Source organism: Bradyrhizobium nanningense (assembly GCF_004114535.1).
GTDB classification, from domain to species: domain Bacteria; phylum Pseudomonadota; class Alphaproteobacteria; order Rhizobiales; family Xanthobacteraceae; genus Bradyrhizobium; species Bradyrhizobium nanningense.
Window position 1 is genome coordinate 41,428 of the sequence record NZ_LBJC01000013.1, and the last position, 18,908, is coordinate 60,335.

General features: G+C 64.1%; 14 protein-coding genes. 7 read left to right on the forward strand and 7 right to left on the reverse strand.

Going from position 1 to position 18,908, the window contains the following annotated elements:
- Positions 1-24: 24 nt before the first annotated feature.
- The 4 genes from XH84_RS07655 (at position 25) to XH84_RS07670 (ending at position 4,356) form a co-directional block, all read left to right on the forward strand.
- Entirely contained in the window at positions 25-1,377 is a 1,353-nt protein-coding gene (locus XH84_RS07655) for an NAD(P)-binding domain-containing protein (protein WP_128919031.1), read from the forward strand.
- Between the two features lie 183 nt (positions 1,378-1,560).
- Positions 1,561-2,739 carry an MFS transporter gene (locus XH84_RS07660; RefSeq protein WP_128919032.1) on the forward strand — a complete coding sequence of 393 codons (1,179 nt, stop codon included), beginning with the start codon at positions 1,561-1,563 and terminating at the stop codon, positions 2,737-2,739.
- A 168-nt stretch (positions 2,740-2,907) separates the two neighbouring features.
- Positions 2,908-3,186 (forward strand): hypothetical protein, encoded by a 279-nt coding sequence (locus tag XH84_RS07665; RefSeq protein ID WP_128918955.1) that lies wholly within the window; start codon positions 2,908-2,910, stop codon positions 3,184-3,186.
- Between the two features lie 306 nt (positions 3,187-3,492).
- Complete coding sequence (locus XH84_RS07670; protein ID WP_128918956.1) at positions 3,493-4,356, forward strand: peptidoglycan-binding protein; 864 nt, start codon at positions 3,493-3,495, stop codon at positions 4,354-4,356.
- 382 nt (positions 4,357-4,738) lie between these two features.
- Here XH84_RS07670 and XH84_RS07675 read toward each other — a convergent pair whose 3' ends face one another.
- Both XH84_RS07675 and XH84_RS07680 read right to left on the reverse strand, forming a co-directional pair.
- Positions 4,739-5,431, reverse strand: a complete 693-nt coding sequence (locus tag XH84_RS07675; RefSeq protein WP_128918957.1) for a phosphatase PAP2 family protein — start codon at positions 5,429-5,431, stop codon at positions 4,739-4,741.
- A gap of 433 nt (positions 5,432-5,864) precedes the next feature.
- Positions 5,865-6,626, reverse strand: coding sequence for a molybdate ABC transporter substrate-binding protein (locus tag XH84_RS07680; RefSeq protein WP_128918958.1), 762 nt, complete (start codon positions 6,624-6,626; stop codon positions 5,865-5,867).
- A gap of 316 nt (positions 6,627-6,942) precedes the next feature.
- On the opposite strand from XH84_RS07680, the gene XH84_RS07685 reads away from it, so the two are divergent.
- Complete coding sequence (locus XH84_RS07685) at positions 6,943-7,929, forward strand: ABC transporter substrate-binding protein (RefSeq protein WP_128918959.1); 987 nt, start codon at positions 6,943-6,945, stop codon at positions 7,927-7,929.
- Positions 7,930-8,555: 626 nt separating this feature from the next.
- Here the strand turns inward: XH84_RS07685 and XH84_RS07690 are convergent.
- The 3 genes from XH84_RS07690 to XH84_RS07700 are packed head-to-tail and all read right to left on the reverse strand — an operon-like array spanning position 8,556 to position 12,004.
- Entirely contained in the window at positions 8,556-9,140 is a 585-nt protein-coding gene (locus XH84_RS07690; RefSeq protein ID WP_128918960.1) for a DUF1254 domain-containing protein, read from the reverse strand.
- Entirely contained in the window at positions 9,137-9,715 is a 579-nt protein-coding gene (locus XH84_RS07695; protein ID WP_128918961.1) for a DUF1214 domain-containing protein, read from the reverse strand. Before XH84_RS07695 ends, XH84_RS07690 begins: the two co-directional genes overlap by 4 nt.
- Positions 9,716-9,724: 9 nt before the next feature.
- Entirely contained in the window at positions 9,725-12,004 is a 2,280-nt protein-coding gene (locus tag XH84_RS07700; protein WP_128918962.1) for a transglycosylase domain-containing protein, read from the reverse strand.
- Between the two features lie 292 nt (positions 12,005-12,296).
- On the opposite strand from XH84_RS07700, the gene XH84_RS07705 reads away from it, so the two are divergent.
- Both XH84_RS07705 and XH84_RS07710 read left to right on the forward strand, forming a co-directional pair.
- Complete coding sequence (locus XH84_RS07705) at positions 12,297-12,812, forward strand: YcgN family cysteine cluster protein (protein WP_128918963.1); 516 nt, start codon at positions 12,297-12,299, stop codon at positions 12,810-12,812.
- Positions 12,813-12,968: 156 nt separating this feature from the next.
- Positions 12,969-14,552, forward strand: a complete 1,584-nt coding sequence (locus tag XH84_RS07710) for an MDR family MFS transporter (protein ID WP_128918964.1) — start codon at positions 12,969-12,971, stop codon at positions 14,550-14,552.
- Positions 14,553-14,554: 2 nt separating this feature from the next.
- Here the strand turns inward: XH84_RS07710 and XH84_RS07715 are convergent, their stop codons facing one another.
- Both XH84_RS07715 and XH84_RS07720 read right to left on the reverse strand, forming a co-directional pair.
- A complete protein-coding gene (locus tag XH84_RS07715) occupies positions 14,555-17,035 on the reverse strand; it encodes a GAF domain-containing sensor histidine kinase (protein ID WP_164936195.1) in 2,481 nt (826 codons plus the stop codon).
- 86 nt (positions 17,036-17,121) lie between these two features.
- Positions 17,122-18,756 carry a thiamine pyrophosphate-requiring protein gene (locus XH84_RS07720; RefSeq protein WP_128918966.1) on the reverse strand — a complete coding sequence of 545 codons (1,635 nt, stop codon included), beginning with the start codon at positions 18,754-18,756 and terminating at the stop codon, positions 17,122-17,124.
- Positions 18,757-18,908: the final 152 nt, after the last annotated feature.

Here is an 18,908-nt window from a genome sequence, read left to right on the forward strand (position 1 = left end):
GGATAAGTCGGAATGAACGCCAAAATGAGCGCCAAGACGGTAGCCATCATCGGTGCAGGGCCGGTTGGGCTCGCCGCCGCTGCGCACGTGCTCGAGCGCGGCATGTCTCCGATCGTGCTCGAGGCCGGGCCTGAAGCCGCCCACGCGATCCGCCAGTGGCAACATGTCCAGCTGTTCTCGCCATGGGAATACAATGTCGACAAGGCGGCGGCGCGCCTGCTCGCGCCGACGGGATGGAATTCGCCGGACCCTCAATCCTATCCGACCGGCGGCGAGCTGATCGACCGATACCTGACGCCGCTCGCAACGCGCACGCCGCTGCGCGAGACGATCCGCATGTCGAGCCGGGTCACGGCGATCAGCCGCGCCGGCTTCGACAAGGCGAAAACGAAGGGCAGGGAGCGGGCGCCGTTCGAGATCCGCTATCAGAATGGCAGGGGTCCCGAGGTGCTGCTGGCCGATGCCGTTATCGACGTATCGGGCACGTGGTTCTCCCCCAATCCCGCCGGCAGCAACGGCTTGCCTGCGATCGGCGAGCGCGAGCGCGCCGACCGCATCGCCTATGGCATGCCGGATGTGCGGGGCACCGACCGCGCCAGATATGCCGGCAGGATTGTTGCCGTGCTCGGTGGCGGCCATTCCGCGGTGGGGACGCTGATCGATCTCGCACAGCTCGCGGGCGAGGTGTCCGGCACGCAAGCGATCTGGCTGTTGCGCGGCGCCGATCCCGCAAAGTCATTCGGCGGCGGCCGCAATGACAAGCTTGCCGCGCGCGGCGAACTCGGCGCAGCCTTTGCCGCACTCGTGGCCGCCGGCAAGATCAGGGTTGAGAGCGAGTTCGGAGTCACTCACCTCTCGGAGTCCGAAGGTCGCCTCAGGATTTCCGGCGGCGGCGCGCGAAGTGTAATGGCCGATGAACTCGTCGTCTCCACCGGCTTTCGTCCCGATCTGTCGTTCCTGTCCGAGCTGAGGCTGCGCCTCGATCCGGCCATCGAGGCGCCTGTTGCGCTCGCGCCGCTGATCGATCCCAACGAGCATAGCTGCGGCACAGTCCGTCCCCACGGCGCGCGCGAGCTCGCGCACGACGAGCCGGGCTTCTATCTTGCCGGCATGAAGTCCTACGGCCGTGCACCGACCTTCCTGATGATGACCGGATACGAGCAGGTCCGCTCCATCGCGGCCGACATCGCCGGCGACAAGAAGGCTGCGGCGCGGGTCGAGCTCGTGCTGCCGGAGACCGGCGTCTGCACGCGCGGCGGCGTCGAGGCGGCGGGCGCGGGATGCTGCGGCGGTCCGGCGAAGGAAGAGACGTCAGCCTGCTGTGCCGCCGATGAAATCGCCAAGAAGGCAGGCCGCGCGGGGTGCGGCTGTTCATGACGCACTAAGCAGCATCGGTGCTTGTCGCAACGACAGCCGCGCACGCGATCCTCACCTGAGGGCCCGCCAAAGGCGGGCGTCTCGAAGGATAGCCACAGGGGAAATCGATCCCATATGCGATTGCCCCGCATCAGACGGGAGGCGAGCATTCGGAGTCTGGACGGGGGACCGCTGATCGCGGTGATGTGCATCGGCCAGCTCGGCAATCTGCTGCCGCACGTGACGCTGTCCGCGAATCTGGCGCAGCATCTGATGCCGGCGTGGGGACTGTCCGCCGCCGAAGGCGGACTGATGGCGAGCGGTTATGCGTTCGGCTACATGCTGGCCGTGCCGGTGCTGACGACACTGACCGACCGCATCGATGCCCGGATCGTGCTGCTGTGCGGCTCCATCGTCAGCGGACTTGCAACCGCGGCCTTCGGCATCTTCGCCGACGGATTCTGGTCGGGCACCATCATCTGGTCGGTCGCAGGATTGGGCTTTGCCGGCGCCTACATGCCGGGGCTGAAGGCGCTGACCGACCGGTTGCCCGCCGGCGACACCTCGCGGGCGGTGACGCTGTACACGTCGAGCTTCTCGGTCGGCGTCGGCCTGTCGTTCCTGGTTGCGCAAGTCCTCGCCGATCGCTGGGGCTGGCGGACCGCGTTCTATGTCACCGGCGTCGGTCCGATCGCGATGGTGGTCGCGTGCCTTCTGATCGAGGGCCGTCGGCCGGCTGCGAAAGCGGGACGGCTGCTGAACTTCGCGCCCGTCTTCGCCAATCGCGAGGCGCTCGGCTACATCCTCGGCTACGGCGCGCACTGCTTCGAGCTCTACGGCATTCGCACCTGGCTGGTCGGATTCTGGACCTTCGTCGTTGCGCATCAGGGCGGGCCGTCCTGGATGACGCCGGTGCTGATGAGCTTCTGCTTCGCGGTGATCTCGATGCCGGCCAGCATTCTCGGCAACGAGGCCGCTCTGAAATTCGGGCGGCATCGCGCGATCACGGTCGTGATGATCGCTTCGGCTTGCGTCGCGCTCGTGATCGGCCTCAATGCAACGGCCCCGGCGTGGCTGCTGGCGCTGCTGCTGATGATCTACGGCCTGACGGTGCCGGCTGATTCAGGTGCGTTGACCGCCGGCATGTCGGCGGCGGCCGTCTCCGAGCATCGCGGCGCGACCCTGGCCCTGCACTCCACGGTCGGCTTCGGCTTGTCGGCGCTCGGCGCCTGGGGCACCGGCGTCGCGCTCGACACGGCGGGCGGACCGCAGAGTGCGAGCGGCTGGCTGCTGGTGTTCGTCGTGCTGGCAGCCGGTATCGCGCTGGGACCGTTGGCACTGCTGTGGGCGCGGAGGGATCATTCGGTCAAGCGGCGATCGTGAGCACGCTTGTTTCGACGGAGCGTTAGTCCGGCGCGGAATGACGAGGGCTCGCGCGCTTGTTGCATGAGCTTGAACCATCCGCCAGGCGTTGACGACCAAGAGCCGGGCATAAGATCGGCCGGCCGCGTCGGTTGGGAGCGCGATCGAAATGCCGATCGGGCAGAGATCATGTTCGACGTTCTCGTGAATTCCCTGGTTGTTCTGTCCTTTGGCTTTCCCGCCGTGCCATGGCTCTTTGGTCGGCGATGGGGAAGAAGAGGCGTCTGGCTCAGCACGGGATGTGCCATCGTCATCCTGCTCTGTCTTTTTCCCATCGTGTTTTGGGTTGGGTGCGGTGCCTGTGGGCAGGGCGCGCTAGCCATCTTCCTGCTGGTGCCGATCTGGATTGCTTCGGCATTGCTGACGGTCGCATCGGCGACGGTCGCCCACTTCAAATTCGCGCACTGACGCGGCTCAGGAAGAAGACCGAAGCCATATCGGATGTGCGGATCATCATGATGATTCAGGTTTCCACGTACAGGTTGAACGATCAACGCACGAGTTGCGGCCGATAATGGGTGCAAGACCAAAGCCAGGAGTCCGCGTCTGGGCTATAGCGGACTATCACGGCGATGCCCGCTCACGGCCGCTTGTGATCCATAAAGGTCACTTACACCTCAGTGACGCCCTAAGAACAAGGCCCGGTGACATGGTGGCAGCAAAGCCAGGTCATGCTATGCTATGTGCTGACCACTTAAGATAGGGCAGGCGAACATGCCAAGGCAACTGTCCATGGGATTGAGCGGCGAAGATGTCAAACATCTTCAAAACGCTCTTAATACGATAGCCCAGTATAATCAGCCCAAATTCGACACGGCGAACGCGCTTCTCAAGACAGATGGAATCTTCGGAGTTAGGACGAAGGCGCGGGTTGTCGAATTTCAGTCACGCAATAACATTGTCGGTGACGGCATCGTTGGCTCGATCACCATGAACTTGATCAACATAGCAATGGATGTGATCAAGAGACTCCCAGCGCCACCTCCGCCCGTCGGGATATACAAGCGAATGTTCGCAATAATTTACGCGGGCATGTTCCATGACAAGATCACATCGGACGGGCGAATAGCTACCAAAACCGGATATCCCAAAGCAGTAAATGGTGTGAATCTAACACCCGGCCTTCCATTCAGCCAGATCGGCGCTGTAGCCGGAGAGGAGGATTGCACTCACTTTATCTCCTGCTGCATCGGACGGCCGCCGGCCATGAAGGTCATGGGGACTCACATTGAGGGCGGCGGCCTACCACTACAGACAGCCCCGCACGTTAAGCAAGCTGGCGCCTATGGTCGAGACACGGTACCTGAAATGGTGCCGCATCTGGTTTCTGCGAAGCTGGCAACAGTGGTGGGGCCGCAGTTTCAGCCTAGAGATTTGCCACTTACAAAACATAATATTTTGACCAAGCTTCAGCCCGGCGATCTCATCGCATACGCCTCGAAAGACAAGCCCGCCAACTATGAGCATCTGGTAATTTTGGTCGGCCCGACTGCTATCGCTTGCCATACACGTTCTAGATTCGGGCCGGATTTTGATACTATTGGCTTTCCTTGGGTGACTTTGCTCCGGCTTCCATAGTCTATGTCCGGTGCCGTGGACTTCTGTGCCAGGAGCCGCCTGCGTACGCTCTGGTGCGCATAAGACAGCTTCGTGCCCACCCCAATCATCGGCCTTCCATCACGGCCGCTTGCTGACGTTGGTTCCTGTTGGCCCATAACAGACCTCATCGCGTAAGCCGACGACCTTCAGCTTTTGACCCGAAGCGGACCACGACGTCGGACGGCGAGATGATGCCGTCGGCGCGCGCATGCGCGATCAAGGTGTAACGCTCCGTGCATGCGGACCCATCGGAGAAGCCGCCTTTGCTTCGGACACGCGATCGGCCTCTTCGCGCACCGCGCGTTTGCGCAGGATTGCGGGGCCTGTCGAGACGAGCGCGCGACGGATTGTTGGAGGTCGGCTACCGAAACAACTTCGAGACGACGGCGATGATTTGCCGCGTGTTCTCGAACACCGTCGCGATCTCGTACGTTAAAACGAAAAATGCACAGTAGAACGCGCCCGGATAGCATTGGCTCAATGATAGTAACGGGCGGCTTAAAGGCGTCCTGATTTCGTCACGGCTCATGATATATGCAAATAGGCCCCCTAACACAGCGCCCGCAGCAACATCCGATGGATAGTGGTAGCCGAGGTAGATGCGGGGGATACCAACCACGACCAAACTGTACAGGATAGCGAGCCATCCCCATCGACCGTAAATAATCAGCAGACCCACGGCTAAAGCAAATACCATAGCAGCAGTATCACTCGGGAATGAGCTCCAGTTCCATAATGTCTCGCTGGAGACATAATAAGGCAGTGTGAAGCGGGTCGCGGCGTCATGAATGGGTCGTAACCGGAACGGCAATAGCGATCTGATGACTTTTGCCAGAACGAGTGACGTGATCGTCGCGGCAAGGGTTGAAATGACTAGCTCGCGACGCGTTTCTTGATTCCGGTAGGGTTGGAACCAGACTAACCATAGAATCGATGTTAGTAGCGCGCCTTTGAGTAATGGTAGATCGGCCAAAAAGCTGACTGACGCATCGAAGCTCGATGAGCGATGAGCGAAGCTGTTGATAAATCTTAGGAGAACGAGATCTAGGTTCATCGCCTGAACACCGCTAAGCTCGCATCAACAGCACAGCAGGGCTATGATCCAGCTACAATACGTGGGAATCTCTGCGCGAGAAAGCCCGGCAGCAGCCAGGAGTTTTTCTTCACCCCTAACCCAGCCGCCACGTCGAGGCTGGATCGTTCGCCGATAATCTTTGTGGTGCATTGACCGCATTACCGAGCGGGGGCGATGGCTGCGCCGATCCTTTTGAGGCAAACACGCGACGTGATTGAGCCTCCCGAGTCTGGCGTTGGCCCATCGGCGAAGTCGCGCGCCGTTTGACGGAGGTCCGCTCAATGCGGCGCAGGGACCAGATTTGCTCAACCTGAGTTATTCGCATTTTGACCCAAAGCGGCCTGTCCGATCGGATACATCAAAACCTGATGTTCCGGATGCTGGCACGAAGTGATCTCACGGCTTGCGCCATCTACGGCATCATCCCCTTGGCCTTGATGATGGCAGCCGCCTCCGGTGTCTTGAGATAGGTGATCAACGCCTGCGCAACGGCCGTCTCTTTGGTGTCCGTTGAAAGCGCCGCTGTGAATACCACATCCTGCTGCAAATCGCCGGGGAATGGCCCAACAACGTCGAGTCCCGGGGCGGTGAGCACGTTGATAAGGAAAACGCCAACCTCTGCGTCGCCGTTGGCAACCGCCTCGACGACCTTGGCAGGTCCGGGCTGCGCCCTGATCTTAGCCTTCATCGCTTCACCAATGCCGAGACGTTCGAACGCCCGCAAAACCTGTGCACCGGCCGCGCTAGCGGGGATGGTGGCGACTGATTCCGCCATGAGCAACGTCTGCTTCAGGGCATCCGGCGTGCTAATGTCGGGTTTGGAAGCACCGGAACGGACCGCGATCCCGAGCCCCACGCGAGCAATGTCAGTTGTCGGCCCGGCTACGAACTGAGCTTGAGCGGCAGCGTCCTTGAATACTTCCCGAGGGACCACACCGAGGTCAAAGGGACCGCCAGTCGTGGCCAGCTTGATTAGTTCGGGGGTCGTACCGAAGCGAACAATGAGCTTGTGGCCCGAGGCATGCTCGAACTTCGGTTTAAGCTCTCCCCAAATCGTCGTCATGGCGCCGCCGGCCAACACTCTGAGCTCGGCGGCCTGCGCATTGGTGAGCCACAACAGGATGATCGCCAACCCCAGCGTTGACGCGACTACATTGCCCGAGAGCTTCTTCATGATGCCCCCCGATTGCGGTTCCTGTTTCTGAATCATCGAGCCGTTTGGAACTGCCGATCAATGTTCATGGTTTTTCGTGCCGTAGCAAGACAGTCGCGCGGCCCCGGTCGTAATCGACCTGATGTCCGGTCGTGGCCCATCAGCGAAGTGCTCGCGCGCTCGCGTTGAGGTCCGCTCGGCGCAGGGAAGCGGACCAGATTTGCTCACACTGCGTTCTTCGCATTTCGACCCACAAGAGACATCAGCGCGCATGTGGTGCACCTATCGGATGATTGTTTGAGCCGATAGGATATTGGCTCTGAGCCGGGGGCGGACTATGAAGCGGCGAGATTTCATTGCGGCAATCGGTGGCGCGGCGGCGTTGCCGCTGGCCGCGCGGGCGCAGCAACCGGCGATGCCAGTGATCGGCTACCTCGGTATGGGCTCGTCCGACACGGAGGTGTTTCTGGCCGCGTTCCGTCAGGGACTGAGCGAAGCCGGTTACGCCGAGGGCCAGAACGTGACGATCGATTATCGCTGGGCGGAGGGTAACCCCGAGCGATTCCCCGCTCTCGCGGCCGAACTGGTTATGCTCAAGGTCCATGTCATCTTGACCACTGGAGGCACACTCGCCGCCATAGCCGCCAAGCGGGCGACGGCGACTATCCCCATCGTCTTCGCTGCTGTTGGTGATCCGGTAGCAGAGGGCCTCGTCGTCAGCTTGGCGCGGCCTGGCGGTAACGTCACAGGGTTTTCTATCACCCTTCCCGACCTTATCGGCAAGTTGCTGGAACTGGTCAAGGAAGCCGTGCCGGGGGCCAGTCGGGTCGCTCTTCTCTTTAAACCAGATACCATGCCCGACCGCGTCAGAGAGGCTAGACTAAAGGAGGCCGATGCCTCGGCGCGGGCGCTCGGGATGGAGCTTCAAGTTTTTGAGGCGCGGGAACGGGGGGACTTCGACGGGGTCTTCTCGGATATGTCCAGTGCGCGCGCGGGTGCTCTGGTCGTGTGGCCAACACCCGTATTCCAACTTGAGCGACGACGCCTCGCGGATCTCGCGGCAGAGCATCGGCTGCCGGCTGTCTTCCAGTCCAGGAACTATGTCGAGGCTGGCGGCCTCATGTCCTACGGACCGAATCTTCCTGATTTGAGTCGCCGCGCCGCGATCTACGTAGGCAAGATTCTCCAGGGAACGAAACCGTCTGACCTGCCCGTCGAGCAACCGACCAAGTTCGAACTGGTGATCAATTTGAAGACCGCTAGGGCGCTTGGCGTCGTTGTCCCGGCCTCACTACTCGCCCGCGCCGACGAGGTGATCGAATAGACCCGGTCTATTTCCGGGTTTGGCCCGTGGCTGACTTCCACTCCCGGCCTCACACCGTCCGCTTCCGAGGACGAAGCTGAATTGCGCTTTGAAAGCTGCCGAGGGCGGCCCTTGACCGATAACGGCGTCGCTGTCTGCAATGTCAATGAGGCGGCGTAACCGGCCATGGCACCAGCCCTTCGGCCTTGAGAGCAGCAACCACAGCCGCGCGAGACCCTACTCGCTGCCGATGAGCTAGACTAGCACGGCGGGATAGGGCGACAGATCAAAATCCACCCAGGGTGCGACGCGCGATGGCTCGCCGGCCTATTTTGCTTCCGGCTCGCAGAGCCAGCTCATCTTGAACTTTCCAAACCGCAACCTCGTGATCGCGCTCGCATCCAGCTCTACCCTTCCCGGTGGGGCCGCGAGGTTCATAAACGAGGTTGTGTTATCGGCGGAGGCGGCGTTGCCGGCGGGAGCGGCGTGTGCCGGGCGCCTGGATCAGTGACGGGACCGAGCCGACATTGGCTCGCCGGCCGCTTTATGAGTCCAAGGCAAGCGCCCAATGATTTCAATGCCCCCGCTACTGTGCATGGGGTTGTTTTCGCGCTTTTCGTGATGAGGCCTGCCGAACCGGCCGAGCTTCACCGCCGTCCGCGCGGCGCCTCGGCCTTGGCCGGCGGCTCGGTCTGCGGCGCGCAGGTCGCGGCTTGAAGCGTTGCCTGCGCCTGCTGCATCAGCCCGGGCTCGGCGGCGAGCGCCTTCATCAAGATCAGGCCGGTGGTGGTCGGGGAATCGATGATCAGGCGGTCGGCCGCGGTGACCTCTTCGTCCTCGGGCAGCTCGTTGTGCTGCGCTTCCGTCATGAGGTCGAGCTCGATCACCTTGCGCCCCGCCGAGCGGTCGTTGATGGCGTAATAGGCGATCTCGTTGCGGGTGTAGAACGACACCGAGGTGTAGGCTTGGCTGACGGGCACGGTGAGCTTGATCGGTCCGCCCGAAAGGTCGTAGCGGCAGATCGCCAGTGCGAAGGCCGGGTCCATGAACGGCATCGGCGACGTGCTGGGATCGGCGAGGGGAAGCTGGGTGACGGCGTTCACCTTCGTCATCGGCGTCAGCCTTGAATAGGCGTCCTGCGTCGCGATCCGCGGCAGCGCCAGCACGCTGACGAGATGGACCACGAGGCCCAGAACGATGCCGGCAACGATTGTGAACAGCAGGCGTATCATGAGCAGCCCACCGTCGAGATCGAGGGCATCGGCGCATCGCGCTGGGTGCGGGTCGCCACGCCGACCGGGGTGTCGTAGAGGCGCAGCATCAGTGCGTAGCGCTCGATGCCGCCGGTCGGCAGCCAATTGCCGGCGCGCGAGCGCGAGGCGATCCGGATCTCGAACGAGCCGTCGGAGGACCGCACGATCTCCTGGCTGGTGAAGCCGTAGCGCGCCAGCGAGTTCGCGACGAGATGGCCCTTGCGATCGTAGAGCGTCAGCGTCCAGAACCGCGCCGGCGGCGTCACGCCGGAGACGATCACGTCGCAGCGGCCGTCGAGCGCCTTCTTCTTGTCGTCGGTGGTGGCGGTGAAGGCGACGCCGTCGCCGGTGCCGATCGGCAGCTCGCCGTTGCGCACGATGGTGGCGCGCGAATAGGGATCGACGTCGGCGGTGCCGGTGCGGGGGCGGGCGGTCCAGGCGCCGATGGTGAGCGCACCGATCTCGGTGCCGCGCGTCGTCGTCATCCAGGTCGCGCCGACGCCGACCACCGTCGCGAGCAGAAGGGCCGTCAATGTGATCAGGATCAGCCGCACGGGTTTCGATCAGTTCTTGCGCGGAGCGGAGGCGTTGGCATTCTCTTCCGCATAGTTCTGCGGGAAGGCGAGGGCGCTCGTCGCCGAGGACGGCTTGGCGTCGGTATCCGCCGATTTCTTCGCCGTCCTGGCCGCGTCATCCAGCAGCTTCTCGACCCGCACCAGGATGTCGGCGCCGCGCTTGGTCAGCACCGGCGGCGGACCCGGCTTGGTCTCCAGGATCTTCGGCGCCGCATTGGCCTGCGCGTTGGCTACATGCTGCGGCGGGAGCTTCTGGCCCATGCCGACGCCGGGGATCTCCCGGACCTCGACGCCCTGATGCGCCGCGACCATGATGTCGTGCCAGGTCTGCGCCGGCAGCGAGCCGCCGGTCATGCGGTTGGTCGGCGAATAGTCGTCGTTGCCGTACCAGACCGCGCAGGTGAAATTGCCGGTGTAGCCGACGAACCAGGCGTCGCGATACGCATTGGTCGTGCCGGTCTTGCCCGCGGTCGGAATGCCGTCGAGCGCCGCGCGGCGCGCGGTGCCCTCGCTGACGACGTGGCTCATCATGCCGGCCATGTCGGCGGCGATGTTCGGCGGAATGGCCTGCCGCGGCTTCGGGCCGTCGCGGTCCCAGCGCCAGACGAGGTCGCCGGCGCCGGTGCGCACCTCGAGCACCGAATGCGGCGTCACCGCCTTACCGCGGTTAGGGAAGGTCGCGTAGGCCACGGCGTGCTCGAGCACGGTGACCTCGTCCGAGCCGATCGGCAGCGACGGCGTGTCGGGCAGCGGCGCCTTGAGGCCGAAGCGGCGCGCGACCTCGACGATCTTGGCGCGGCCGATCTTGGCCGGGTTTGGCGCCTTCGGCTGCTCCTTCTGGCCGATCGCGATCGAGAGCTTCACCGGCACCACGTTGATCGAGCGCGTGATCGCCTGCGTCAACGTCACCGAGCCGGAATAGGAATGGCCATAGTTCTGCGGACACCAATTGCCGATGCAGACCGGGCCGTCGACCACGATCGAGTTCGGCGTGAAGCCGTGCAGGAGCGCGGTGGTGTAGACGTAAGGCTTGAACGAGGAACCGGGCTGGCGATAGGCGTCGGTGGCGCGGTTGAACTGGCTGGCGCCGTAATCGCGGCCGCCGACCATGGCGCGGATGCCGCCGTCGAGATCGGCGACGACGGTCGCGGCCTGGGTCGCGTGATAGTCGCGGCCGAACTGGCGCAGCTGGTTCTCGACCGCGTCCTCCGCCGCCTTCTGCACGTTGGTGTCGATGGCGAGCCGCACCACGAAGACGCGCTCGGTGTAGGACTTCGGGAAGGTGTCGACCAGCTTGCGCATCTCGTCGAAGGCATAGTCGAGATAATAGTTCGGCGAAGCCTCGTCGCGGCGGTCGACGGCGAACGCCGGATTGCGGCGGGCGCCGAACACCTGGCCCTCGGTCATGAAGCCGGCATCGACGAGGTTGTCGAGCACGACGTTGGCGCGGGCGCGCGCGGCGGGCAGGTTGATGTGGGGCGCGTACTTGGTCGGGGCCTTGAACAGGCCGGCCAGCATCGCAGCTTCCGCCAGCGTCACGTCGCGCGCGGATTTGTTGAAGTAGAAATGCGCCGCGCCGTCGACGCCGAAGGTGCCGCCGCCCATATAGGCGCGGTCCAGATACAGCTTGAGGATCTCGTTCTTGGTCAGGCGCCATTCCAGCCAGACCGCGAGGAAGGCCTCGTTGACCTTGCGCTCGATGGTTCGCTCGTTGCTCAGGAACAGGTTCTTGGCGAGCTGCTGGGTGATCGAGGAGCCGCCCTGGCGGACGCCGCCGGCCTGCGCGTTGGTGACGAGGGCGCGCGCGGTGCCGGCGATGTCGATGCCGAAATGCTCGTAGAAGCGGCGGTCCTCGGTCGCCAGCGTCGCCTTGATCAGGACATCAGGAAAATCTTCCAGCGGGATCGAATCGTTGTGCTTGATGCCGCGGCTGCCGATCGGGTTGCCGTAGCGGTCGAGGAAGGTCACGGCGAGATCCGACTTCTTCAGCCAGTCCTCGTCCGCGGTCTCGCGGAAGGCGGGGATGGCGAGGGTGAGCATCACGACCAGGCCGCCGAGGCCCAGCGTCGCGGCCTCCGACAGCGGCTCGATGAACACCCAGCGCTTCCAGCGTCCGACATAGAACCGGTCCATGAAGGTCGAGTAGCGCTCGTAGAGCTCGCGGATGCCCTTGGCCGAGGAGAACAGCGAGGAGTCGATGCGCGCATCGAGATCCAGGAAGAAATTCCGGACCTTCTGCTTCCAATGCGGTGGTATGATCTGGCGCACCTAGAACCCTTGAGGCTCGCTTCGAAAGCGTTCAAGCACCCGGCCGGGGCGGCATCGAGACGTCTTGGGGGAATGTTGCGGCAAACCCAAGGCGCCCGGCCAGCATCCGAGGGACTTGCTGTTCCTTCTAGCCGAGCGGGGCCCATAAACCAATGGTCACGCTCGCGATTTTGAACAACAGGCCTAATTGACCCCGGTTCATTACGGGCCTTGCGGGCGCGTTGCTTGCACCATCCCGGCCGCACGCCCTAGATGGCGTCGCCGTTACTCTTTCGAACCTTTGTTGAGGCGCATGACCGCAGCTCCCAAACGACCTTCCGGCCAGGAAGGATTCTTCTGGAAAACCAAGACGTTGGAAGAGATGTCGGGGGCCGAATGGGAAAGCCTGTGCGACGGCTGCGGCCGCTGCTGCCTGAACAAGCTCGAGGACGAGGACACCGGGCAGATCTATTTCACCCATGTCGGCTGCAAGCTGCTCGATGGCGCCAGCTGTGCCTGCAAGGACTATCCGAATCGTTCCGACAAGGTTCCAGATTGCGTCCGCCTCACGCCGGCCAATGTCCGCACCCTGAACTGGCTGCCGCCGAGCTGCGGCTACAAGCTCGTCGCCGAGGGGCGGGACCTCTATTGGTGGCATCCGCTGGTCTCCGGTGATCCCAACACGGTCCACGAAGCCGGCGTCTCCGTGCGCGGCCGGGTCGAAGGCAGCGAGGAGGAGATCCCGGACCAGGAGCTCGAGGACCACATCGTGCAATGGCCGGCCCTGCTGCCGAAACGGGCCCGCCTGAAGCGACGTCCGAAGGACTGAGGCGCGGCACGCAGCCGATCACGTGGTCGGGATGGCTCGGGGGCGGGATGCACCCATGCGCCGTGGTGCCTGCCCGGGACAAACTTTGCTGTCTAGATTGGGCTGCATAGAACGAATCCTTCGCGGCGTTGCGCCGCCCCACGACGTCCGAGCGAGATGAACAAGTTCGACCGGCAGAGCAGTTCTGCCGACATCCAGACTTTGCCCGACGATATCGCCGAGGAGCTGTCCCGGCTGCCGAGCGAGGTCATCAGCGTCGATGACGCCCCGTCCATCACGCCGCCGGCGCCGCTGTCACAGGACGAGGTCCGCACCATCGTCATCAGCCTGATGCTGACGATGTTCCTGGCGGCGCTCGACCAGACCATCGTGGCGACCGCGCTGCCGACCATCGGGCGCCAGTTCCAGGACGTCTCCAATCTCTCCTGGGTCATCACCGCCTATCTGCTCGCCTCGACCGCGGTCGCGCCGGTGTTCGGCACGCTCAGCGATATCTACGGCCGCCGCGCCATGATTATCACCTCGCTTAGCCTGTTCGTGGCGGGCTCGGTGCTGTGCGCGATCGCACCGAACATGCCGATGCTGGTCCTGGCGCGCGGCCTTCAGGGCCTCGGCGGCGGCGGCATCATGCCCGTCGTGCAGACCGTGATCTCGGACGTCGTCTCCCCTCGCGAGCGCGGCCAGTATCAGGCCTATTTCTCCAGCGTCTGGATGGTCGGCGGCATTTTGGGCCCGGTCATCGGCGGCGTGTTCGCCGAGCATCTGCATTGGTCGATGATCTTCTGGATCAACCTGCCGCTCGCGGCTGCAGCGATCGTGATGCTGCTGCCGAAGATGAAGAAGATCCCGGTATTCCACCGCAAGCGCAAGGTCGACTGGCTCGGCGGTATTCTGCTGATGGCCTCGGCCGTCGTCTTCATGCTGGTGCTGACCTGGGGCGGCACGCGCTATCCCTGGCTGTCGCCGACCGTGCTGGCGATGGTGGGCGGCGCTGTCGCGCTCGCGGTCAGCTTCGTGTGGCACGCCCGCCGGGCTGAGGAGCCGTTCCTGCCGCTCAAGCTGCTGACCGGATCGGTGGCGCCGTTCGCGCTGACCGCCGGCGGCTGCGGGCTCGGGGCGATCACCGGCCTCACCGTGCAGCTGCCGCTTTATTACGAGCAGGTCTACCATTTGAGCGCAAGCGAGGCGGGTCTCGCGCTGATCCCGCTTGCGGCGGTCTCGACCATTGGCGCGGCCGTCGCCGGCCGCACCATGGCCCGTGCAAAACACTACAAGCGCGTCGCCATCATCGGCACATCCTGGGCCGCGCTGTGCGGCCTCGGCCTCACGCTCACCACCTTGCCGCTGTGGGGGCTCTTGATGCTGATGGCGACGTTCGCGCTCGGGCTCGGCACCACCTTCCCGGTCTGCGTGGTCTCGCTGCAAAACTCGGTCGCGCGCCCGCAGGTCGGCACCATCACCGGCGCGATGAACTTCTTCCGCTCGCTGATGTCCTCGTTCACGGTCGCCGCGTTCGCGGCGATCCTGCTCATCGCGCTCGGTATCGACGTTCCGCTCGCCGGCGAGCATCACGCCGCGGGCAGCGTGGCGATTCCCACTGAGGACATGCGGCACGCCTTCCGCTACGTGTTCGGCGCCGCCACCGCGCTGATGACCATTGCCGCGCTGTGCCTGATCGCGATGGAGGAGCGGCCGCTGGCCGGCCCCTCGGCGAAGCAACCCGTCGAGATGGCGGAGTAAGCTCAGCCCGCACGATCCGGGAAGCTGCTCTTGCGCGGCAGCATGATCGTGAATTCGGTAAACTTGCCCGGCTCCGTCGCGACGTCGATCGTGCCACCATGCTGCTTCACCACGATGTCGTGGCTCATCGACAGTCCGAGGCCGGTGCCTTCACCGGCCGGCTTGGTGGTGAAGAACGGATTGAACATCTTCTCCTTCACCTCGTCCGGGATTCCCGTGCCGTTGTCGCGAATGCGGATCTCGATGCGATCGCCGCGGTCGCGGGTCGCGGCGGTCACGACCGGCTCGTAACCGGCCGCCTCGCTCTCCGCCTTGCGCTTGGCGACCGCATGGAATCCGTTTCCGATCAGGTTCAGCAGCACCCGCGTGATCTCCTGCGGGAACACATCGGCTGAGCCGGCCGCCGGATCGAAGTCGCGTTCGAGCGTCACGTCGAACTGCGGCTTCTCGGCCCGCGCGCCGTGATAGGCAAGGTTGAGGCTTTCCTCGACCACCGCATTGATGTCGCTCATCCGATGCTCGCCGCCGCCCTCGCGCGAATGCAGCAGCATGTTCTTGACGATGGAATCGGCGCGCCGTCCGTGCTGCACGACCTTGCCGAGATTGTCCTTCAAGAGTCCCGTGAGCTCGTCGACCTCGGCGCGGACATCGTTCGCGAGGGTGACGGGCGCGAGCACCTCGTTCAGCTCGTCGGTCAATTCGGCGGAGAGCGATGCAAAATTGTTGACGAAGTTGAGCGGATTCTTGATCTCGTGCGCGATGCCGGCGGTGAGCTGGCCGAGCGAAGCAAGCTTCTCGGTCTGCACCAACCGGTCCTGCGCCGCCCGCAAATCGTCCAGCGATTTCGCAAGCTCCCGCGTACGGTCCTGCACCTCGTTGAACAGGCGCGTGTTCTCGATCGCGATCACGGCCTGGTCGGCAAAGGTCTTGAGCAGGTTGATCGCCTTGTCCGGGAACTGACCGGCTTGCGGCCGCGTCACGGCGATGGTGCCGATCGCAACGCCGTCGCGCAGCATCGGCGCCACGAGGATGCTGCGATAGCCCCGCGTCCGCGCCAGCTCCTTCATGGCCTCGGTGAGATCAGGCTCGTTCTGCATGTCGCTGCGGAAGGCATATTGTCCGCTTCTCGCCACCCGGCTGTGAATGCCCGATGACGACAGCGGCGCCGGGAAGGAACTGAGCAGATCGGCATTGCCCGCTTCATTGTCGGTGGTGAAGGCAGCCAGATGCAGCATGCCGTCCTTGAGGCGGATAACGGTGGACGAATGTCCTCCGATCAACGCCTTGGCGCTGTCGGAGATGGCCTGGAATACCGGCGTGACGTCGGCGGGCGAAGCCGCGATAACCTTGAGGATATCGGCGGTCGCGGTCTGGCGCTCCAGCGCTTCCCGCGTCGCATTGAACAGGCTGACATTCTTGATCGCGATCACCGCCTGGTCGGCGAAGGTCTGCAGCAGGCGCACGTGATGCTCGGCGAAGGCACCAGTCGTACGGCGCGTCGCGATGATGAGGCCGATCGCTTCGCCCTCGCTCATCAAGGGCGCGAACAGCATGCTGCGGTAGCCGCGGGCACGCGCGATGTCGCGCGCGGCCGGCTCGAGCTCGGTGTCGGGCAGTTGCGCGGCGGCCCCTTTGGCCACCAGCTGGTAGGGCGGGAATTGCGCGAAGGGCACGGGGAACGAGGCCTGCAGCACACGATCGCCGGCCGGATCGGTCGGCGTGAATGCCGCAAGATGCGCGGCGCCGTCGACATAGCGCAGCACCGCCGTGGAGAAGCCGCCGATCAGCCGGTTGGCGTTGGCGGCAATGGCCTCGAACACCGGTTGCACGTCGGAGGGCGAGGCCGCCATCACCTTCAGGATGTCGGCCGTCGCGGTCTGGCGCTCCAGCGCCTCTTTCGTCTGGTTGAACAGGCGTGCATTCTCGATCGCGATCACGGCCTGGTCGGCGAAGGTCTGCAGCAACTGCACCAGGTCGGGCGCGAAGGCCCCGGGCTGGGCGCGCGTGACGCTGATCATGCCGACCGGCGTGCCGCGGTTCATCAGCGGCATGAATAGCACGCTGCGGAAGCCGCGCAGCCGCGCCAGCTCGCGGTTCAGCTCCGGAACGTCCTCGGCTTCGCTGTCGGGAAACTGGATCGTCTCGCCGCCGCGCACCAGCGCGAAGGTCGGAAACTCCGCGATCTTGCGGGGGAAGGAGGCCTTCAGCCCATCGTCCGCCTCCGGGCTGGTCGGCGTAAACGCCACGAGGTGCAGCTCGTCGCCGATGAACTGCAGCACCGTGGCGGAGAAGCCGTCGAGCAAGCGCTTGGAGCTGGACGCAATCGCGGCGAATACCGGACGGGCGTCGGAAGGCGAGGCCGCGATATTGCGCAGGATCTCGGCGCTGGCGCTCTGGCGATCCCGCGCAGTCGCCAGCTCGCTGCGTAGCCGCGCATTCTCGGCTGCAAGCTCGTTGGCGATATCGTTGGGACGGTCAGTCATTCGTAATCCAGTCCGATGCCGCGAGCCGCGCGGCATCGAGCCGGATTATCACATCCTCCGCGGTCGGAGCCAGCGTTCGGCTTGCCTCACGTGCCCGGCCGCGACACTTCCGTCTCCTTGCTGGTGATGAACTCCAGCAGCACCGGCACGCCTTCCTGCGTCTTCTGGATGCCGCGCTCGATCGCGGGGATGACGTCCTCCGGTCTCGTCACCCGCTCGCCGTAGCCGCCGAAGGCGCGCGCCATGGCGGCGTAGTCGCCGGAGATGTCGGTCGAGCGATATTTCTCGGTCGAGACCGGCATCACCTTCAATTCGATCGCCATCGAGAAATTGTTGAGCAGGATCGACATGATCGGGATGCGCTCGCGCACCGCGGTCTCGAAATCCATGCCCGTGAATCCAATGGCGGCATCGCCCCAGACGTTGATGCAGAGCTTGTCGGGTTTCGCCAGTTTTGCGCCCATCGCAAGGCCCAAGCCGTAGCCGAGCTGCGTCGTCTTGCCCCAGCCGAGATAGGTGAGAGGTTTTGTCGATTTCCAGAACGGCGAGAGCTGGTCGCGCGGGCTGCCGGCATCATGCGTGATGATGGTGTTGTCGATGTCGACGGTGTGCTGCAGATCCCACAGCACGCGGTAGGGGCTCAAGGGTGCGTCATTGCTGGTGAGCTTCGGCATCCATTTCGCCAGCCACTCCTTGTGCGAGGCCGCGATCTCGGCCGCAACGGCTAAGGCATCGCGATCCGAGGTGACGGTCTTGCCGATCTCCTCCAGCAGCGCGTCGAGCACGAGACCGGCATCGCCGACCAGGCCGATCTTGGCCTCCACGTCCTTGTTGAGATGATTGGGTTCGAGCGTGGAATGGATGATGGTCTTGCCCTTCGGCATGGCGATGCCGAAGTTCGTTTCCGTGAACGAGCAGCCGATGCCGAAGATGACGTCGGCCTCCGCGAGGAACTTCGGCACCGCGCGCGGCACAGCAAGGCCGCCGGAGCCGAGCGAGAGCGGATGCGTCTCCGGGAACGAGGATTTGCCACCGAGGCTGGTGGTGACGGGGATCGCCAGCCGCTCGGCGAGCCGCCTCAGTTGCGGCCAGGCCTGCGCGTAATGCACGCCCTGGCCGGCATAGATCACCGCACGCTTGGCGTTGATGAGCAGGTTGGCGGCCTCCGTCACATGCATAGGGTCGGCGCCGTAGCGCGTGCGCAGCACCGGCGTGTAGTCGAGCGGCTCCGGCACCTCCTCGTTCCACATGTCGGAGGGGATCTCGACGATCACGGGCCCGCCGCGGCCGTTCTTCAATTTGGTGAAGGCGCGGCGGAAGATGTTGGCGACCTCGGCCGCCAGGATGATCGGCTCGGACGATTTCGCGAACGGCTTCATCGCCTCGCTGGAATTGAAGTTCGGCTCGATATGCGACAGCCGGCGCTGATAGCCCATCGGCAGCACCAGCACGGGAACGGATTCGCCAAAGCACTGGGCGACGCCGCCCATCGCATTCTCCGCGCCGGGCCCATGCTGCATGCAGAACGTGCCGATGCTGCGTCCCGAGGTTACGCGCGAGATCGCGTCCGCCATGTGGATGCCGACGCGCTCCTGCCGCACCATCACCGGGCGGATCTCGGCTTTCGCCGCATGCTCGATCAGATGATTGACGGGATAGCCGCAGAGGATCTCGATCCCCTCGCGCCGCATGATTTCCGCAATGGCGGTGCCGAGCTTCATGGCGTCTCTCTCCCTTTAAGGCATGGCCGGTTGCTCCGGCGATTGGGGAGAGAGGATCAGGAAATGGCGAGATCGACAAGCGCCCGCGGTCGCGGCGATCGGAGGTCAGCCATGCGGCCGGCCGACTTGCGAGTGATTGCGTCGGCGCGTCA

Coding starts and splice junctions, on each gene's coding strand:
- XH84_RS07685 (WP_128918959.1), top strand. CDS start 6,943: ATGAAGCGGCGAGATTTCATTGCGGCAATCGGTGGCGCGGCGGCGTTG.
- XH84_RS07710 (WP_128918964.1), top strand. CDS start 12,969: ATGAACAAGTTCGACCGGCAGAGCAGTTCTGCCGACATCCAGACTTTG.
- XH84_RS07705 (WP_128918963.1), top strand. CDS start 12,297: ATGACCGCAGCTCCCAAACGACCTTCCGGCCAGGAAGGATTCTTCTGG.
- XH84_RS07655 (WP_128919031.1), top strand. CDS start 25: ATGAGCGCCAAGACGGTAGCCATCATCGGTGCAGGGCCGGTTGGGCTC.
- XH84_RS07675 (WP_128918957.1), bottom strand. CDS start 5,431: ATGAACCTAGATCTCGTTCTCCTAAGATTTATCAACAGCTTCGCTCAT.
- XH84_RS07665 (WP_128918955.1), top strand. CDS start 2,908: ATGTTCGACGTTCTCGTGAATTCCCTGGTTGTTCTGTCCTTTGGCTTT.
- XH84_RS07660 (WP_128919032.1), top strand. CDS start 1,561: ATGTGCATCGGCCAGCTCGGCAATCTGCTGCCGCACGTGACGCTGTCC.
- XH84_RS07680 (WP_128918958.1), bottom strand. CDS start 6,626: ATGAAGAAGCTCTCGGGCAATGTAGTCGCGTCAACGCTGGGGTTGGCG.
- XH84_RS07715 (WP_164936195.1), bottom strand. CDS start 17,035: ATGACTGACCGTCCCAACGATATCGCCAACGAGCTTGCAGCCGAGAAT.
- XH84_RS07670 (WP_128918956.1), top strand. CDS start 3,493: ATGCCAAGGCAACTGTCCATGGGATTGAGCGGCGAAGATGTCAAACAT.
- XH84_RS07720 (WP_128918966.1), bottom strand. CDS start 18,756: ATGAAGCTCGGCACCGCCATTGCGGAAATCATGCGGCGCGAGGGGATC.
- XH84_RS07690 (WP_128918960.1), bottom strand. CDS start 9,140: ATGATACGCCTGCTGTTCACAATCGTTGCCGGCATCGTTCTGGGCCTC.